This window comes from Streptomyces sp. NPDC048171, from assembly GCF_043202655.1.
In the GTDB taxonomy this organism is placed as follows: Bacteria; Actinomycetota; Actinomycetes; order Streptomycetales; family Streptomycetaceae; genus Streptomyces.
On record NZ_JBIDAU010000005.1, the window covers coordinates 396497 to 413485 of the forward strand.

Consider the following 16989-nt stretch of genomic DNA (forward strand, 5'->3'; position numbering starts at 1 on the left):
TCACCGGCCCGGTTGCCGGGCCGGCGCCACGCCGTCGTGGGCGGGCAATTCATAACAAAACGTGATATCCGGCATAGCTTATCCCTGTGCTCTACGGGATCGCCGCCGCCACCGCCTCCTTTCTCCTCGCCGCTCTCCTCGCCGGGGTGCTGCGCGCACCCGCCCTCTCCCTCGCCCTCGTCGACCGCCGCCGCCGGCGGCCCGTCCCGCTCTCCGGCGGGGTGGCCGTCGCCCTGGTCACCGCGCTGGTCGCGTGGGCCGGGGACTGGACCGGCGTCGTGCCGCTCGGCTCCGCGGCCGGCCGGCTGCTCCTGGGCGCGTCCGCCGTCGGTGTCCTCGGCCTCGCCGCCGACGCCTGGCGGCTGCGGCGGCGCTGGGTGGTCGCGGGTACCGCCGTCGCGGCGGTGTGCGTCGTGCCGTACGGCGAGACGGGGCCGCTGGCCGGGGCGCTCGCCGTGGGATGGATCACGCTGGTCGCCTCCGCCTTCCGGGGGCTCGACCACGCCGACGGGGTGGCCGGCACGGTGGGGGTCGTGACCGCCTTCGGGGTCGCCGCCTGTGCCGCGGCGGAGCTGCGCGACGGGCTGGCGGTGGCGCTGCTCGCGCTGGCCGCCGCGCTGACCGGACTGCTGCTGCACAACTGGCATCCCGCGCGGATCGCGCTCGGTGCGTGCGGGGCCCTCTTCGCCGGGTTCCTGCTCGCCGGGGCCGCCGTGTTGACCCGCGAGGGGTACGCGCCCGCGAGCGGCGCGGCGGTGCTGTTCGCGCTCGCCGTGCCGGTCTGCCTGGACGTCGTACTCGTCCTGCTCTCGCGCCGGCTGGCCGGGCGGCCGCCGCTGCGGTCCGGGCCCGACCATCTCGCCCACCGGCTGCGCCGGCTCGGGCTCACTCCGCAGGGCGCCGCGGTGGTCGTCGGCGGGGCGTCGTGCGGCGCGGTGCTCGTGGGGGTGCTCGTGCACACCGGGCGGCTGGACGGGACGGCGGTGTGGTGGGTGGCGGGCGCTGCGGTCGCCGCGCTGACGGGACTGCTGCGGGTGCGGGTGTACGGGCCGCGGAGCGGGGCAGGGGCGGCAGAGGTGCCGGGACAGGCGCCCGGCCGGCCCCAGGCGCGGCCGCGGGCGGAGGCGGACGGGCCGGTGCCCGGCCGGCCGCAGGCGCGGGTGCGGCGGCCGCGTACGGAGTCCCAGGTGTCTCCCGAGGCGGTCGGACCCCCTAGGGGTGCATCCTCCCGAGGGTCGATTTTCCCGGTTCGTCAGGCCAGGCGTACCGAAGAAGCGCAGGTCAGCGCTCCGTTGCGCGTAAGGAACGGATAAGAGTTGAGTCGGCTCGACTCACCTACGTTGACCGCACGAAGGCCGTCATGCACACTTGAGCCTGTTCCACTCAAGTCAGCTGGAGGTTATTCACCATGGCACGTGCGGTCGGCATCGACCTGGGCACGACTAATTCCGTCGTCAGCGTTCTGGAGGGCGGCGAGCCCACCGTCATCACCAACGCCGAGGGCGCCAGGACCACGCCGTCCGTCGTCGCCTTCGCCAAGAACGGTGAGGTGCTGGTCGGCGAGGTGGCCAAGCGCCAGGCGGTCACGAACGTCGACAGGACCATCCGGTCGGTCAAGCGCCACATGGGCACCGACTGGAAGATCAACCTGGACGGCAAGGACTTCAACCCGCAGCAGATCAGCGCCTTCGTGCTGCAGAAGCTGAAGCGGGACGCCGAGTCCTACCTGGGCGAGAAGGTGACCGACGCGGTCATCACCGTCCCGGCGTACTTCAACGACGCCGAGCGCCAGGCGACCAAGGAGGCCGGTGAGATCGCGGGCCTGAACGTCCTGCGCATCGTCAACGAGCCGACCGCCGCCGCGCTGGCGTACGGCCTCGACAAGGACGAGCAGATCATCCTCGTCTTCGACCTCGGTGGCGGCACCTTCGACGTCTCGCTGCTCGAGATCGGCGACGGCGTCGTCGAGGTGAAGGCCACCAACGGTGACAACCACCTCGGTGGTGACGACTGGGACCAGCGTGTCGTCGACTACCTGGTGAAGCAGTTCCAGGCCGGTCACGGCGTGGACCTGTCCAAGGACAAGATGGCCCTCCAGCGCCTGCGCGAGGCCGCCGAGAAGGCCAAGATCGAGCTGTCCTCGTCCACCGAGACCTCGATCAACCTGCCCTACATCACGGCCTCCGCCGAGGGCCCGCTGCACCTGGACGAGAAGCTCACCCGGGCGCAGTTCCAGCAGCTCTCGGCCGACCTGCTGGAGCGCTGCAAGACGCCGTTCCACAACGTCATCAAGGACGCCGGCATCCAGCTGTCCGAGATCGACCACGTCGTCCTCGTCGGTGGCTCGACCCGTATGCCGGCCGTCGCCGAGCTGGTCAAGGAGCTGACCGGCGGCAAGGACGCCAACAAGGGCGTCAACCCGGACGAGGTCGTCGCCATCGGCGCCGCCCTGCAGGCCGGTGTCCTCAAGGGCGAGGTCAAGGACGTCCTGCTCCTCGACGTCACCCCGCTGTCCCTCGGTATCGAGACCAAGGGCGGCATCATGACCAAGCTGATCGAGCGGAACACGACGATCCCGACGAAGCGTTCGGAGATCTTCACCACCGCCGAGGACAACCAGCCCTCCGTGCAGATCCAGGTCTACCAGGGCGAGCGCGAGATCGCGGCGTACAACAAGAAGCTCGGGATGTTCGAGCTGACCGGTCTGCCGCCGGCGCCCCGCGGCGTCCCGCAGATCGAGGTCGCCTTCGACATCGACGCCAACGGCATCATGCACGTGACCGCGAAGGACCTGGGCACGGGCAAGGAGCAGAAGATGACCGTCACCGGCGGCTCCTCGCTGCCGAAGGACGAGGTCGACCGGATGCGCCAGGAGGCCGAGAAGTACGCGGAGGAGGACCACGCCCGCCGCGAGGCCGCCGAGTCCCGCAACCAGGGCGAGCAGCTCGTCTACCAGACGGAGAAGTTCCTCAAGGACAACGAGGACAAGGTCCCCGGCGAGATCAAGACCGAGGTCGAGGAGTCCGTCGCCGAGCTGAAGGAGAAGCTCAAGGGCGAGGACACCGCCGAGATCCGCACCGCCACGGAGAAGGTCGCCGCCGTCTCGCAGAAGCTGGGCCAGGCCATGTACGCCGACGCCCAGGGCGCGCAGGCCGCCGGCGGCGAGGCCCCGGGCGCCGGTGCCACCGCCGGTGACGGCGACAAGGCCGACGACGACGTCGTCGACGCCGAGATCGTGGACGACGAGCGCAAGGACGGTGCCGCGTGACGGAGGAGACCCCGGGCTTCGACGAGAAGCCCGACGTCCCCTCCGGCGCCAGCCCTGACGACGCCGAGCCGAAGGCCGCCGCCCCCTCTTCGGAGGAGGGCGCGGCCCCGGCCGGGGACGCGAGCGAGAACGCGGGCCTGGTGGCCCAGCTGGACCAGGTGCGCACCGCGCTCAACGAGCGTACGGCGGACCTCCAGCGGCTCCAGGCCGAGTACCAGAACTACCGCCGCCGCGTGGAGCGGGACCGCGTCGCGGTCAAGGAGGTCGCCGTCGCGAACCTCCTGACCGAGCTGCTCCCGATGCTGGACGACATCGGCCGCGCCCGGGAACACGGGGAGCTGGTCGGTGGCTTCAAGTCCGTCGCGGAGTCGCTGGAGACGGTCATCGCCAAGATGGGCCTCCAGCAGTTCGGCAAGGAGGGCGAGCCCTTCGACCCGACGATCCACGAGGCCCTGATGCACTCCTACGCACCGGACGTCACCGAGACGACCTGCGTGGCGATCCTGCAGCCGGGGTACCGGATCGGCGAGCGCACCATCCGCCCCGCGCGGGTGGCCGTCGCCGAGCCGCAGCCCGGCGCGCAGACCGTCAAGCCGGCCGAGGAGAGCACCGACGCCAAGGACGGCTCCGACGCCGCGGAGAACAAGGAGAGCGGTGGCCCGGAGGAGGGCTGACGTCAGTAGGCGAAGCGGGAAGGAGGGACGTCGGGGATGAGCACCAAGGACTTCATCGAGAAGGACTACTACAAGGTCCTCGGCGTCCCCAAGGACGCCACCGAGGCCGAGATCAAGAAGGCGTACCGGAAGCTCGCCCGCGAGTACCACCCGGACGCCAACAAGGGGAACGTCAGGGCCGAGGAGCGCTTCAAGGAGATCTCCGAGGCCAACGACATCCTCGGTGACTCCAAGAAGCGCAAGGAGTACGACGAGGCCCGCGCCCTCTTCGGCAACGGCGGTTTCCGTCCGGGGCCGGGCGCGGGCGGCGGCGGCACCTTCAACTTCGACCTGGGCGACCTCTTCGGAGGCGGCGCCCAGGGCGGGGGCCAAGGGGGCGGCGCCGGCGGCTTCGGCGGCGGCCTCGGGGACGTGTTCGGCGGCCTGTTCAACCGCACCGGCGGGGGTCCCGGCGCCGGCACGCGGACCCAGCCGCGGCGCGGCCAGGACATCGAGTCCGAGGTCACGCTGAGCTTCACGGAGGCCATCGAGGGCGCCACGGTGCCGCTGCGGATGTCCTCGCAGGCGCCCTGCAAGGCCTGTTCGGGCACCGGCGACAAGAACGGCACACCGCGCGTGTGCCCGACCTGCGTCGGCACCGGCCAGGTCGCGCGGGGCTCCGGCGGCGGTTTCTCGCTCACCGACCCGTGCCCGGACTGCAAGGGCCGCGGCCTGATCGCCGAGGACCCCTGCGACGTCTGCAAGGGCTCCGGACGCGCCAAGTCCTCCCGGACGATGCAGGTCCGCATCCCGGCCGGGGTGTCGGACGGGCAGCGCATCCGGCTGCGCGGCAAGGGCACACCGGGCGAGCGGGGCGGACCGGCGGGCGACCTCTACGTGGTCGTGCACGTCAAGGAGCACTCCGTCTTCGGCCGCAGGGGCGACAACCTCACGGTCACCGTCCCGGTCACCTACGCCGAGGCCGCCCTGGGCGGCGAGGTGCGGGTGCCGACCCTGGGCGGTCCGCCCGTCACGCTCAAGCTTCCGCCGGGCACGCCCAACGGGCGCACCATGCGGGCCCGCGGCAAGGGCGCGGTCCGCAAGGACGGCAGCCGGGGCGACCTCCTGGTCACCGTCGAGGTGAGTGTTCCGAAGGACCTGACGGGGAAGGCTCGTGACGCGCTGGAGGCGTATCGCGAGGCGACCGCGGACGAGGATCCGCGGGCGGAGTTGTTCCAGGCCGCGAAGGGAGCTTGATGGGGATGGACGGTCGTCGACGCAACCCGTATGAACTGACCGAGGAGACCCCGGTCTACGTCATCTCGGTGGCGGCCCAGCTCTCCGGTCTGCACCCGCAGACCCTGCGCCAGTACGACCGCCTCGGCCTGGTCTCCCCGGACCGCACGGCCGGGCGCGGCCGGCGCTACTCGGCCCGCGACATCGAGCTGCTCCGCCAGGTGCAGCAGCTGTCGCAGGACGAGGGCATCAACCTGGCCGGAATCAAGCGCATCATCGAACTGGAGAACCAGGTCGCCGCGCTCCAGGCCCGGGTGGCGGAGATGGCCGACGCCCTCGACGGGGCGGCGACGGCGATGCGCCAGCGCGAGGCGGCGGTGCACGCGTCGTACCGCCGTGACCTGGTCCCGTACCAGGAGGTGCAGCAGACCAGCGCCCTGGTCGTGTGGCGGCCCAAGCGGCAGCAGTCGGACTGACGGAACCAGTGAAGGGGCCCGGGGGCCGCGCTTCGTGCGCGGCCCCCGGGCCCCTTCACGTGCGCCCCGCGCCCGCGGTTCCCTTGCGGCCGTCAGCCGGGGAGCAGTTCGCCGGCCGCGTCGACGGCCAGCGACCACATGGACTCGGCGCCGGTGCCGAACGCGGTGGCCAGCGCGTAGCCGAGGGAGGCGTCCAGGGCCTCGCACGCGGCGTCCTCGCGCCACTCTGCCCGCACGTGGCCGCGCCCCTCGCCGTCACCCGAGAAGTCCCCCACGTGCTCCTCGTCGCGGGTGAGGCGGCTGCCCAGGGCCGAGTCGGGGACCAGGCGCCAGGTGCGGCCGGCGTACCGGACGTCGACGGCGAACGAGCGCCGCGTCAGCCGTCCCTTCGCCGGGCTGACGACCGCCTCCTCGCCGTCGACGGTCAGGGTGAGCCGCCGGCCGTCCCGGGTGCCGACGGGGGTGTGCTCGTCGGTCTCCGTGCCCTGCGCCCGGCGCAGCTCGACGCGGGGCAGTGCGTCGCCCTCGACGGTGACCTCCCCGAGGCCGGTGTCCAGCCGGACGGTCAGGGCGCCGAAGCGCGCGTCCTCGGTGACGTGGGCCATGCGGTCTTCCTTCGCCGTGCGGTGGCTGACGGATGGTGGGTACGCGGCTGACGGGTGGTCGGTACGCGACAGGTGCTCGGTACGTCAGACGCCCACGGGCGCCCGCACGTTGTGCACCAGGTGTGACCAGGGCGTGAGAGCGCTCCCGGAAGATCTCCGCAGACTGTTCGCAGAACTTTCGCCGGATAAGTGGAACGTACTGTGCCCATCTCGTTAAGTGGTTCCCCTTGACGCCGATGGTGGGTGAAGCGTTGGCTTTTCAGTCACATGGGTCGCACTGCTGTACCCACGTCCCGAATCGCACCTGAAGTGAGCCCTCACATGCGCCGTATCGCCATCACCATGGCCGCCACCTCGATGTCCCTCGTGCTGGCCGGCTGCGGCGTGCTCGGCGCGACGGACAGCAGCGACGAGGCGAGCCCGACCAAGGGCAACGACATCACCGTGGGACTGCTGCTGCCGGAGAAGGCGAACACGCGCTACGAGCAGTTCGACTACCCCTTCTTCAAGGCCAAGGTCGGCGAGCTCACCAACGACGCGGGCAACGTCAAGTACGCCAACGCCGAGGCGAGCGCGTCGAAGCAGACCGAGCAGATGCAGCAGATGATCGACGACGAGGTCGACGTGATCGTGCTGGACGCGGTCGACGCGCAGTCCATCGGGGACGGCGTGCAGAAGGCCAAGGACGCCGGCATCCCGGTCATCGCCTACGACCGGCTGGCCGAGGGCCCGATCGACGCCTACATATCCTTCGACAACGAGCTGGTCGGCGAGGTGCAGGGCCGCTCCCTCATCGACGCGCTCGACGGCGCGGACAGCTCCGACAAGATCGTCATGATGAACGGCTCGCCCACCGACCCGAACGCCAAGCAGTTCAAGGCCGGCGCGATGTCCGAGCTGAACGGCAAGGTGACGATCGCCCAGTCCTTCGACACCAAGGACTGGAAGCCGGAGAACGCCGAGGCGAACATGACCGAGGCGATCGAGAAGGTCGGCAAGAACAACATCGCGGGCGTCTACTCCGCCAACGACGGCATGGCGGGCGGCATCATCAAGGCCCTGGAGGGCGCGGGCGTCACCGACCTGCCCCCGATCACCGGTCAGGACGCGGAACTCTCCGCGGTGCAGCGGATCGTCACCGGCGAGCAGTACATGAGCGTCTACAAGTCCTACCCGCAGGAGGCCGAGAACGCCGCGGAGATGGCCGTGGCGCGGGTCCAGGGCCGGGACATCCAGTTCGACGCACTGGCCCGCGACAAGGTCGACAGCCCCACCCACAAGGGCATCCCCGCCCAGCTCGTCCCCGTCGTCGCCCTCACCCAGGGCAACATCGACGAGACGGTCGTCGCGGACGGCTTCTACAAGGCCAGCGACATCTGCACGGCGAAGTACGCGGACGCCTGCGCGGAGATCGGGCTGAAGTAGGCAGCCCCCCCGGCAGGACGGGGGGCGCGTTCACACCCCCCAACGGGTGGATTCTCCCCTCCATCGTCCCCGAGCAGTCTGGGAGCCACAGGAAACGCACGGCTCTCCGCGGTGCGTCTCCCTCCCTGTCGCCTGTCGCGGCACGGGCACTCCGTCAGACGAGGGGACACACTTCAGTGAACGTCAGAATCGCTCGACGGCTCGGGGTCGGCGCCATCGCCGCCCTGGCCCTGAGCACGGCGACGCCCGCCTTCGCGTACGAGATCGGCCCGCACTCCTACAGTGGCGAGCTCCGGTTCTGGACCGAGGGCAACCGCTCCGTCATGAACATCAAGGACACGGGTTCCAGCCACTGGGTCAAGGCCGAGTACTACCGGGTGGCCCACTCGGGTACCAAGCTGACCCTGTGGAACAAGAACGGCCCGAACGGTCCGTCCGACAACGACGGCAACAGGGGCACCGTCGAGAGCAGTAGGGCCTCCGAGATCTACAAGGCCCGCGGCACGGTGTCCCGCAACAACCTGCCCGACTGGCACACCAGTTGGTACTCGGGCTGACGCAGTTCCGCCCACACAGCCCGACCACTGCCTGACCGAGGGGCCGACCCGGCCCCTCGGTCAGGCATGCGTTGTCCGCGACGTACACATCGAGTGATCCCCCCGACCAAGGGAGCTCCGCGTGACCTCAACCCCCCGCCCCCCTGTTCTGCGGCTGAGCGAGGTGGTCTACGGCGTGTCCGGCCGGAGTCTGCTCGCCGGTGCCGATCTCACCGTTCCGCCGGGTGGTTCCGTCTCCGTGATGGGGCCGTCCGGGAGCGGGAAGTCGACCCTGCTGATGTGCGTCATGGGGCTGATACGCCCGCAGTCGGGGCGCGTGGAGGTCGTGGGTCAGGACGTGACCCGGCTGTCCGCGCGGGCCCTCGCCGCGCATCGGCGGCGCCACGTGGGCATGGTCTTCCAGTTCGGCGAGCTGCTGCCCGAACTGACCCCGGTGGAGAACGTGATGATCGCGAGCCTGCTCGCCGGGGAGGCGGTGACCGACGCACGCTCCCGCGCCGAGTCGCTGCTCACCCGCCTCGGTGTGCCCCAGGCCGCGGCCACGCGGGACCTGTCCGGCGGCGAGAGGCAGCGCGTCGCCGTGGGGCGCGCCCTGGTCAACACCCCCGAGCTGCTGCTGGCCGACGAGCCGACCGGAGCGCTGGACGGGGAACAACGCGAATCCGTGGCCGACCTGTTGTTCAGCACCCCGCGCGAACACGGGTGTGCCCTGGTGGTGGTGACGCACGACCCGTTGGTGGCCGGTCGCGCCGACCTTCGGCTGCACCTGCACGAGGGGCGCCTGGTCCAGACGCGGGAGGTGCGGTGAACGGGGCCGCTCTGCGCGGTCAGTTGCTGCGCATGGGGCGCGCCGCGTCCGGGACGGCGGAAGCGGGCCGCATCCGGTACTTCGCGCTCTTCGCGGCCACCACCGTGGCCGTCCTCACCGTCTGCGGATTCCTGCTCGCGGTGTCCTCCTTCGACGGCCGGACCGAGCGCAGCCAGGCCCGTTGGCCCCAGACCGCCGACAACGGCTCCGCCACCCTCCTGTGGCGGGCGACGCTGGCGAGCGCGGGCGACCGCCAGTACGACGTGGTCTACATAGAGCCCCTGACCCCGCAGGCGCCCCTGCCACCCGGCCTGAACGACTGGCCGGAGCCCGGACAGGCCGTGCTCTCCCCGGCCCTGAAGGCGGCCGGGCCACAGGTCCGCCGCGAATACGGCCGGAGCGTCGGCACCATCGATCCGGACGGCCTGGAGTCGCCGAGCGAGTACTTCGCCTACGTACGGCCGACGCAGGAGCGACTGGACGCCGGGAACATGACCAGGGCCTCGGGATTCGGCGTCTCCTGGACGCCGTCGCTCGGTGAGCACATGTACAACTTCGGGCCGAAGGAGTTCCACTGGGCCTATCTCGCGATGGTGGGCCTTCCCGCCGGCCTGTTCGTCGTGATCGCCGCCCGGGTCGGCGCCGCGGCCCGGGACCGGCGGACCGCGGTCCTCACCGCGCTGGGCGCCTCGGTCACCGCCCGGGCCTGGTTCACCGTGGGCGAGGCGTTCCTTCCCGTGGCGCTCGGGGCGTCGGCCGCGGCCGTGACGGTCGCCCCCGTACTCCTCACCGACGTGCCGCTGCCCGTCGTCGACTTCGTGCTGTACGAACCGGACGCGCGCGCCGCGCTCCCCGGCCTCGTGGGCGCCGTGCTGGGAGTACCGCTCGCGGTTCTGGCCGCGGTGGTACTGCTCCAGCCGCGCCACCGGCCGGGCGGCTCGACCCGGCCCGTGGCCGCCGGACGGCGTCGCGAGTGGATGCTGTGGCTGTTTCCCGTGGCTCTCTTCGGCACGGTCCGGGGCACCGACCTGGCTCCGTACGATCTGCGCCTGCCGGTCCTGGCGGCCGGAAGTGTGATCACCATCGCCCTGCTGCCCGGAGTGGCGGGCGCGGTGGTGGCGGCGACCGGGCCCTCACTGGCCCGGTTGGGCGCCGCACGCGGGCGGGTGGGCATGCTGGTCGCGGGCCGGCGGCTGGCGGCGGGCGCGCGCCCGGTGGCCCGGCTGGTGGCGGCGGTGGTCATCGCGATCGGGCTGGCCGCGCAGGGCCAGATCGCGATCAGCCTGTTCACGGACATGAGCGACCGGGTCGACGCCGTGGAGGAGCACCTCGGCACCAGCGTCCTGCACGTGTCGACGACCCTCGCCACGGCCACCGCCGACGTGGCGGCCTTCGAACGGGATCTGGGGACGGAGGTCCATGCCCTGGCCATGACGAGGGATTCCCGGTCGGGGCGGATCGACCTCGTAGCGGACTGCCCGGTCTGGCGGGACCTGGGAGTCGTGTGTCCGGCCGCGGCCCCCGCCGGACTGCGCACCCGGCACGCGGGTCTGGCCCGTGCGGCCGAGCTGGAGCGGTCCGTCGGGGCGCACCTCTACGCCCGTACGGGCGACGTGACCAAGACCGTCCGTACAGCCGAGGAAGCGGCCCTGGTGGTCCTGGCCCGGGACGGACGTCAGTTGTCGCTGTCGCGGGTGCACCAGGCCGCCAACGCGCACGTGGCGATGGCGACGGACGTCCAGGTCTTCGCGATGGCGGGCACCTTCGGGGGCAGTGGCGAGGGCGTCGCGGCCCAGCGGTGGCTGGAGCTGCTCTCCGTGGCGGGCGTCCTGGTGATCGTGGTGGTGGCGGGGGTCGGCTCGGTCGCCCAGTTCGTCCGGACCGGCCGCGAACTGGGGCCGGTCTCGGTGCTGAGCGGCAACGGCCGCGTCTACTACGCCGTCTCCGTCTGGTCCCTCCTGGCGCCGACCGCCTTCGCGGTGTGCGCGGCCGTCGCCGTGACGTGGTACGTGACCACACCGCTGATGGCCGACTCCGCCGACCGGCTGTCCGCGCTGTCGGCGGTGGGCGCGGCCGGTCTGGTGTGCGCCGCGGTGATGGCGTGGTGGGGCGCCAGAACGGCCTCCGCCGCGGGACTGGTGTGGCGGCCCCGCAACGACTGAGGCGAGGCGTGCCGGGGGTGTGGACATGCAGTGGCCCACACCCCCGGCGATCAAGGACCATCGCCACCCGTGCAGGCCTTGGACTCTCGCGCCGGTGCGGTCGTCGTCGGCTGTTCGGGGACATGGGCCTGCCACACGATGCGGGAGGCCTGGACGCGGTTGTCGACACCGAGCTTGGCGTAGACCCCGCGGATGTGGTCCTTCACCGTGTGCGCGCTGATCCCCAGCGCCTCGGCCATGTCGGGATTCGAGGCACCCTCCGCCAGTAACCGGGCGATCTCCCGCTCACGGGCGCTGAGCCTCTCCAGCATCCCCCGCGCGGCGACCACCGCGTCCGCCACGCGGCCGGGGCGGACGTACTGATCGACGAGGAACCGGGCGGCAACCGGTCCGAGGGCGACGGTGCCTTCGGCGGCTGCCCTGACCGCCCACGGCAGGTGCCGTACGGAGTTGCCGCGCAGCAGAATTCCGCGCGCTCCGTGGCGGAGCAGCGTGCGTGTGCCGTGCTCCGACAGGGAGTCGACCAGTACGACGTGTGCGGGAGCAAAGGCCGGGACACCGGCCGCCCCCGGTGAGGCCGGCTTCGGTCGCCGGAGAGCGTCGAGCGCATCGTCCGCACCGCGGTGAATGCTGATCAGGACGTCCGGACGGGACGTCCTGATCAGAAGGGACGACGGGTCCGAGGTCTCGCAGACGATCCGGATCCTGGTGTCCTCCTCCAGCACACGTCTGACCCCGGCCCGTTCCAGCGGCTCCCGGCCGAGTACGCCTACGCGTATCACGATCTCTGTCCTCCCCCATGCGCACCCCCGCACGCCGTCCGGGCTCCCGGCCCCGCCCACGCGACGGCAAGGCGGCCTCAGTACGGCAGGCGGAGCCGGTCATGCTCCGCCGTCACCCAGCATGCACGCTGCGTACAACCCCGCGACACCTTCAGCTTGTTGCAACGAGCGGAACCGGGGGGCGTGCGTAAAGGGCCATTACGGCGCATATGCACGTGGCGTGGGGGAGGAGCCGTGTTGCGGAGCCGGTCCCGGCCGCGCATAGTTGCGCTGCGGAGGAGCCGGAACCGGGGGTGGGATGGGCGATGGCCGGGCACGGGGCTCAGGAGCATCCGCACGGCGCCGACCGGCTGTGCGCGGCCGGGGACCGTGTGTACTCCCGGGCCGTACGGCGGGGCCGGGTGCCGCGCCAGGACGCCGAACCGGTCCCCTGCCTCCTCGAACTCGCCCTGCTGCACCCCGACCCCGACGACATGGACTGGCTGGTGCCGACCTCTCCGCAGGAGGTCATGACACGGCTGCTGCGCGGCGTCCACGACGAGGTCAGCGCGAGTCAGCGGCGGGTGGGCTCGGCGGTGGAGGCCTTCGAGTGGTACGCGGGGCTCGGCCGGCTCATCCACGCCTCCGCCGGGACGGAGAGTTCGGCGATCCGGGTCCTCGACGGGCTGGCCCGCATCCAGGCCGCGATGGACGAGGCGACGCAGGCGTGCACGACGGAGGTCCTGACCGTGCAGCCCGGCGGTATCCGGCGTGAGGCGGAGCTGTCGGAGGGGCTGCACCGGGCGCTGGCGCTGCGCGGGCGCGGGGTGCGGATGCGGGACCTGTACACGCACGTCGCCCGGCACGGCCAGGGTCTGCTCAACTACCTCGAGTTGATGGGCGACGCGGTGGAGGCACGCACGCTGGACGAGGTCATCGACCGTCTCATCCTCTTCGACCGCACGGTCGCCTTCATCCCCGCCAACACCGACCGCACCATGGCCCTGGAACTGCGCCACCCCGCGCTGGTCTCCTACCTCGTCACGGTCTTCGAACGCCTCTGGCGCCTCGCCATCCCGCTCTCCGCCGCCCTCCCCGACACCGGCATCGAGGGCATCTCCCACCGCGAGCAGTCCATCGCGGCGCTGCTGGCGGAGGGCCACCAGGACGCGGTCATCGCGGAACGGCTGGGCATAAGCGTCCGCACGGCCCGCGCGCACATCGCCCGCCTCTCGGAGACCCTGGGCGCGGCGAGCCGCACCCAACTGGGCGTCCGCATAGCCCAGGCGGGCCTGGACGGCACCTCCCAGGGCGTCCCCGCCCCCGTCATCCTTCCCGGTCAAGAATCCCCGACTGCCCGATGAGATACCCGAGCTGAGCCCTGCTCTCGCTGCCGAGGGTGGCGGCGAGCTTGGCGATGTGGACGCGGGCGGTGCGGACGTTCATGCCGAGGCGCTCCGCGATGTCGGCGTCGGTGTGGCCTTCGACGAGGAGGGCGGCTATGGCGTGTTGGCGGGGGGTGATGCCGTTGAGGGTGGGTTGTTCGACGGCTTGGGGGTGCATGGGGGTGGCGAGGCGCCAGAGGCGGTCGAAGGTGTTGACGAAGTAGGTGATGAGGGCGGGGTGTCGGACTTCGAGGGCGAGGGTGCGGTCGGCGCTGGCGGGGATGAAGGCGACGGTGCGGTCGACGATGATGAGCCGGTCGGTCACCTCGTCGAGCGTGCGGGCCTCGACGTCGCCGGTCAGTCGCTCGTAGCGGGCGAGCACGTGCGGAGCGTGGCGAAACGTGTGCTGGTACAGAGTGCGAATCTTGCCCCCACGTCTGAGAAACGCCTGATCGCGCTCCAGCGAACGCGCGTTGTCCTGCTGGGGTGGAGAGTTGGGGCCCTGATAGGGCTGGATGGTCAGAGCCTGCTCTGTTGCGCCGGACAAGGCATCCGCGATGGCCCGGCTGATCTGTTCCTTCCCCATGACTGTCATCAGCGTGGTGACGCCAGCCGCTGTGGTTGGCTCAGGCATCAGTGAGCTGAAGGTCTCCACCAGTTGTTCCTCGCGGCGACGCTCGTCGGCGATCCGTTGGCCCGAGGCACGCAGCAGACTGTGCAGCGCGGACATCGGAGAGGCCGGCTCAAGTCTGCCCGGGTTGTCGAGCGCCGGATGAAGCAGTCCGAAGTCAAGCAGGCAAGGAGCCTGACCAGTGGCTTGCTCTGTCAGGTGGCCTCGCTCCAATGCCTTTCGGTACAAGTGCATCCCCACGGCACACATCTCTTCCGGGCCGTGCGTCCGGTGCGAAGGCGTCACTCTTCGGCATCCGTTCGTTTGAGTACCCCTGACTCCGCGATCAGGTACCCGAGCTGAGCCCTGCTCTCGCTGCCGAGGGTGGCGGCGAGCTTGGCGATGTGGACGCGGGCGGTGCGGACGTTCATGCCGAGCCGCTCCGCGATGTCGGCGTCGGTGTGACCCTCGACGAGGAGGGTGGCTATGGCGTGTTGGCGGGGGGTGATGCCGTTGAGAGTGGGCTGGTGGGTGGCTTGGGGGTGCATGGGGGTGGCCAGGCGCCAGAGGCGGTCGAAGGTGTTGACGAAGTAGGTGATGAGGGCGGGGTGGCGGACTTCGAGGGCGAGGGTGCGGTCGGCGCTGGCGGGGATGAAGGCGACGGTGCGGTCGACGATGATGAGCCGCTCGGTGATCTCGTCGAGGGTGCGGGCTTCCACGTCGCCGGACAGTTGCTCGTAGCGGGCGCGTGCGTAGGGGGCGTACCGGACGGTGTGCTGGTACAGCGCGCGGATGCGGGCGCCGTGGTCGAGAAACGCCTGGTCCCGCTTCATGGCCCCTTCGAGGATGTACGGGCGCTGGGTGACGCTCGGGTCGTGGGGCTGGATCGCGAGCAATTCTTGCCGGCCCTCGCGCATGGCCTCTTCGATGGCCTGCCCCGTCCGCTCCTTGCTGCCGAGGATTCGGAGCGCCGGGGTCTCCTCGCTCGCCGCAACGTGCGCGCCGACGCGCATGAGGGGTTCGAAGGTGTCGGCGATGCGCTGACCGCGTCGCCTCTCGTCGGCGATGCGCTCCTCCGAGGAACGCAGCAAACGTTGCAGCGCGACGGGCGGTGCGACAGGCTCCAGCCGGTTCAGGTTGTCTACGGCCGGGTGCAGGAGCCCGATGTCGATCAGACAAGGCGCCGTTGTTGCCTCGGCGCTGGACACATGGCCCTCGCGCAGTGCCCGGGAGTAGAGATCGAGACCCGCGCCGCACAGTTCCTCAGCCCCGTGCCGGTGCGCCTCAACCGTCATGAGCGCCTCTCTCCTCCCAGACTCGGGGACGCCTGCTCCAGGATCCCCGACTGGGCTATGAGATAGCCGAGTTGGGCCCGGCTGCCGCTGCCGAGTGCCGTCGCCAGTTTGGCGATGTGGGCCCGGCAGGTGCGGACGTTCATGCCGAGACGGCGGGCTATCGCCTCGTCCACGTGGCCCTCCACCAGAAGCTTGGCTATGGAGTGCTGGATGTCCGTGATGCCGTCGGGGGCGGTCTCGTACGGTGCGCCGGCCGTGAGCGGCACCGCCCGGCCCCAGATGAACTCGAAGACCTTGATCAGGTAGCGGACGAGACCCGGGTGCCGGATCTCCAGAGCGACCTGGCGGTCGTCCCGGATGGGGATGAAGGCCACCGTCTCGTCGCAGATGATGAGGCGTTCGACGAGTTCGTCGATGGTGCGGTACTCGACCTTGCCATTTGCGAACTGGTCCACATAGGCGAGTCGTTCGGGGTTGTACCGCGCGGTGTGCTGGTAGAGGGTGCGGATGCTCACTCCGCGCTCGATCAGCGGCTTGTCGCGCTCCAGCGCTTCCAGGAGGCGGTTCTCGGCGCTGCGGGCGCTGCCACTCGGCTGAACGGTGAGCATCTCGGTCCGGCACTGGGCCGTCGCCAGATCGAGAGCCGAGTTGATGCGGTCCAGGCCCTCCAGCACGCTGATGGAGTGGGTCGGGGCGGAGTCCTGGACGCCGAGAGCCATGAACGGCTCGAAGACTTCGGCGAGTGCGATCGACTGCCGTCGATGCTCGGTGATCTCGCGCTCGAGGGGGTTGAGTCGCCGGGCCAGGGCGATCGCCGGAGGCACAGGACGCAACCATTTTGCGTCATCGGGATCGGGATGAAGCAGTGCGAACTCCATCAGGCACGGAGCAGATTCGGCATCCGTCCGCAGGATGCGTCCTGTTCGCAGTGCACCCGCGTAGAGGCGGCTTCCGTCCTCACAAAGTTCGGTGACCGAATGGGGATGTGTCGCTTTCATCCCATTTGATGTCAATTCTCCACCCCCCAGGGTCCTGAACGTGCAGGAACATGATGCACCGATTGTGTGGCCATGACGTGCCTGAATGAGCCATCGTCTTATCCGACGGGGGATAGAGGGGATCTTCAAGTGAGGACGAAGCCGACTATGCGTAAGAAAATGCTTCGCTCGGTGCTTGTCGTCGCCGCCTCCGCCGTTGTGGCCTTCGGAGCTCTGACTGGCCTCTCCGGTGCGCAGGGCGACGCGCACGGGGCGGTTGTCGGGGTCGAGATTGCGCCTGCCGCCGCGGTCGGCGACGGGGTAGCCAGTCTCCCGGCGGACAGTAAGTGGGACTGATCGACATGACGACTCCACCCGACGACCGCTCCTTCCGCCGAGAAATGGCCACCGCCTACCGCTCCGGCTGGCACTTCATCGACCTGGTCACCGCGATCCCCCACCCCGGTGACTCCCTGATGGTGACCGTCTTCGGTGAGCCGGTCGTCGTCACGCTGGACGAGGACGGTGACGTGCGGGCGTACCGGTGTCTGCGGCGGCCTCGGGGGGCGCCGCAGCCCGTGCGGTGTGCCATCCGGTACGGAATGATCTTTGTGAACCTGGACCAGCGGGACCACCGGCTCGCGCCGCCGGAGGTCTCCGACATCAGGACCATCTCGGCCACCCCCCGCAGCGCCTGACGCGATTCCCCCGTCGTAACAAATCGCTCAGGTGCTTCCCCCCGGCAGCGGCGTCACCGTGACCTGAACACGG

Annotated in this window: 16 protein-coding genes; 11 read left to right on the plus strand and 5 right to left on the minus strand. The window is 70.7% G+C overall.

Going from position 1 to position 16989, the window contains the following annotated elements:
• The first annotated feature begins 86 nt into the window (after positions 1-86).
• The 5 genes from ACGF3J_RS16425 to ACGF3J_RS16445 all read left to right on the plus strand — a co-directional run bounded on the left by ACGF3J_RS16425 (position 87) and on the right by ACGF3J_RS16445 (position 5633).
• On the plus strand, positions 87-1313 hold the full coding sequence (locus ACGF3J_RS16425) for an undecaprenyl/decaprenyl-phosphate alpha-N-acetylglucosaminyl 1-phosphate transferase (protein WP_161332769.1): 1227 nt from the start codon (positions 87-89) through the stop codon (positions 1311-1313).
• 95 nt (positions 1314-1408) lie between these two features.
• Positions 1409-3268, plus strand: a complete 1860-nt coding sequence (dnaK, locus tag ACGF3J_RS16430) for a molecular chaperone DnaK (RefSeq protein ID WP_122616724.1) — start codon at positions 1409-1411, stop codon at positions 3266-3268.
• A complete protein-coding gene (gene grpE / locus ACGF3J_RS16435) occupies positions 3265-3942 on the plus strand; it encodes a nucleotide exchange factor GrpE (protein ID WP_161332770.1) in 678 nt (225 codons plus the stop codon). Before dnaK ends, grpE begins: the two co-directional genes overlap by 4 nt.
• 36 nt (positions 3943-3978) lie before the next feature.
• Positions 3979-5178 carry a molecular chaperone DnaJ gene (gene dnaJ / locus ACGF3J_RS16440; RefSeq protein ID WP_161332771.1) on the plus strand — a complete coding sequence of 400 codons (1200 nt, stop codon included), beginning with the start codon at positions 3979-3981 and terminating at the stop codon, positions 5176-5178.
• Between the two features lie 5 nt (positions 5179-5183).
• On the plus strand, positions 5184-5633 hold the full coding sequence (locus tag ACGF3J_RS16445) for a heat shock protein transcriptional repressor HspR (RefSeq protein WP_161332772.1): 450 nt from the start codon (positions 5184-5186) through the stop codon (positions 5631-5633).
• Positions 5634-5725: 92 nt separating this feature from the next.
• Here ACGF3J_RS16445 and ACGF3J_RS16450 read toward each other — a convergent pair whose 3' ends face one another.
• Complete coding sequence (locus ACGF3J_RS16450; protein ID WP_161326357.1) at positions 5726-6238, minus strand: hypothetical protein; 513 nt, start codon at positions 6236-6238, stop codon at positions 5726-5728.
• A gap of 342 nt (positions 6239-6580) precedes the next feature.
• On the opposite strand from ACGF3J_RS16450, the gene ACGF3J_RS16455 reads away from it, so the two are divergent.
• From ACGF3J_RS16455 to ACGF3J_RS16470, 4 genes are all read left to right on the plus strand, one after another.
• Positions 6581-7663: a sugar ABC transporter substrate-binding protein gene (locus ACGF3J_RS16455; RefSeq protein WP_202557470.1), complete on the plus strand. Its 1083-nt coding sequence runs from the start codon at positions 6581-6583 to the stop codon at positions 7661-7663.
• A gap of 176 nt (positions 7664-7839) precedes the next feature.
• Positions 7840-8220 (plus strand): hypothetical protein, encoded by a 381-nt coding sequence (locus tag ACGF3J_RS16460; protein ID WP_161326355.1) that lies wholly within the window; start codon positions 7840-7842, stop codon positions 8218-8220.
• Between the two features lie 121 nt (positions 8221-8341).
• Complete coding sequence (locus tag ACGF3J_RS16465; RefSeq protein ID WP_161326354.1) at positions 8342-9028, plus strand: ABC transporter ATP-binding protein; 687 nt, start codon at positions 8342-8344, stop codon at positions 9026-9028.
• Positions 9025-11190: a hypothetical protein gene (locus tag ACGF3J_RS16470; protein WP_161326353.1), complete on the plus strand. Its 2166-nt coding sequence runs from the start codon at positions 9025-9027 to the stop codon at positions 11188-11190. Before ACGF3J_RS16465 ends, ACGF3J_RS16470 begins: the two co-directional genes overlap by 4 nt.
• A gap of 50 nt (positions 11191-11240) precedes the next feature.
• Here the strand turns inward: ACGF3J_RS16470 and ACGF3J_RS16475 are convergent, their stop codons facing one another.
• Complete coding sequence (locus ACGF3J_RS16475; protein ID WP_161326352.1) at positions 11241-11972, minus strand: response regulator transcription factor; 732 nt, start codon at positions 11970-11972, stop codon at positions 11241-11243.
• Positions 11973-12277: 305 nt separating this feature from the next.
• On the opposite strand from ACGF3J_RS16475, the gene ACGF3J_RS16480 reads away from it, so the two are divergent.
• On the plus strand, positions 12278-13315 hold the full coding sequence (locus ACGF3J_RS16480; RefSeq protein ID WP_161326351.1) for a helix-turn-helix transcriptional regulator: 1038 nt from the start codon (positions 12278-12280) through the stop codon (positions 13313-13315).
• Here the strand turns inward: ACGF3J_RS16480 and ACGF3J_RS16485 are convergent.
• The 3 genes from ACGF3J_RS16485 to ACGF3J_RS16495 are packed head-to-tail and all read right to left on the minus strand — an operon-like array spanning position 13278 to position 16239.
• Positions 13278-14252 carry a LuxR C-terminal-related transcriptional regulator gene (locus ACGF3J_RS16485; RefSeq protein WP_393854222.1) on the minus strand — a complete coding sequence of 325 codons (975 nt, stop codon included), beginning with the start codon at positions 14250-14252 and terminating at the stop codon, positions 13278-13280. The genes ACGF3J_RS16480 and ACGF3J_RS16485 overlap by 38 nt on opposite strands.
• Entirely contained in the window at positions 14249-15241 is a 993-nt protein-coding gene (locus tag ACGF3J_RS16490) for a helix-turn-helix transcriptional regulator (RefSeq protein ID WP_161326350.1), read from the minus strand. The genes ACGF3J_RS16485 and ACGF3J_RS16490 overlap by 4 nt, the downstream gene beginning before the upstream one ends.
• Complete coding sequence (locus tag ACGF3J_RS16495; protein WP_161326349.1) at positions 15238-16239, minus strand: helix-turn-helix transcriptional regulator; 1002 nt, start codon at positions 16237-16239, stop codon at positions 15238-15240. The genes ACGF3J_RS16490 and ACGF3J_RS16495 overlap by 4 nt, the downstream gene beginning before the upstream one ends.
• A 341-nt stretch (positions 16240-16580) precedes the next feature.
• Between ACGF3J_RS16495 and ACGF3J_RS16500 the strand changes: the two genes are divergently transcribed.
• Complete coding sequence (locus ACGF3J_RS16500) at positions 16581-16916, plus strand: hypothetical protein (protein ID WP_125494939.1); 336 nt, start codon at positions 16581-16583, stop codon at positions 16914-16916.
• Positions 16917-16989: the final 73 nt, after the last annotated feature.

Bases quoted from the DNA above. Each gene is read 5' to 3' on its own strand.
- ACGF3J_RS16455 (WP_202557470.1), top strand. From the start codon at position 6,581: ATGGCCGCCACCTCGATGTCCCTCGTGCTGGCCGGCTGCGGCGTGCTC.
- dnaK (WP_122616724.1), top strand. From the start codon at position 1,409: ATGGCACGTGCGGTCGGCATCGACCTGGGCACGACTAATTCCGTCGTC.
- ACGF3J_RS16450 (WP_161326357.1), bottom strand. From the start codon at position 6,238: ATGGCCCACGTCACCGAGGACGCGCGCTTCGGCGCCCTGACCGTCCGG.
- dnaJ (WP_161332771.1), top strand. From the start codon at position 3,979: ATGAGCACCAAGGACTTCATCGAGAAGGACTACTACAAGGTCCTCGGC.
- ACGF3J_RS16490 (WP_161326350.1), bottom strand. From the start codon at position 15,241: ATGACGGTTGAGGCGCACCGGCACGGGGCTGAGGAACTGTGCGGCGCG.
- ACGF3J_RS16445 (WP_161332772.1), top strand. From the start codon at position 5,184: ATGGACGGTCGTCGACGCAACCCGTATGAACTGACCGAGGAGACCCCG.
- ACGF3J_RS16495 (WP_161326349.1), bottom strand. From the start codon at position 16,239: ATGAAAGCGACACATCCCCATTCGGTCACCGAACTTTGTGAGGACGGA.
- ACGF3J_RS16480 (WP_161326351.1), top strand. From the start codon at position 12,278: ATGGCCGGGCACGGGGCTCAGGAGCATCCGCACGGCGCCGACCGGCTG.
- ACGF3J_RS16500 (WP_125494939.1), top strand. From the start codon at position 16,581: ATGACGACTCCACCCGACGACCGCTCCTTCCGCCGAGAAATGGCCACC.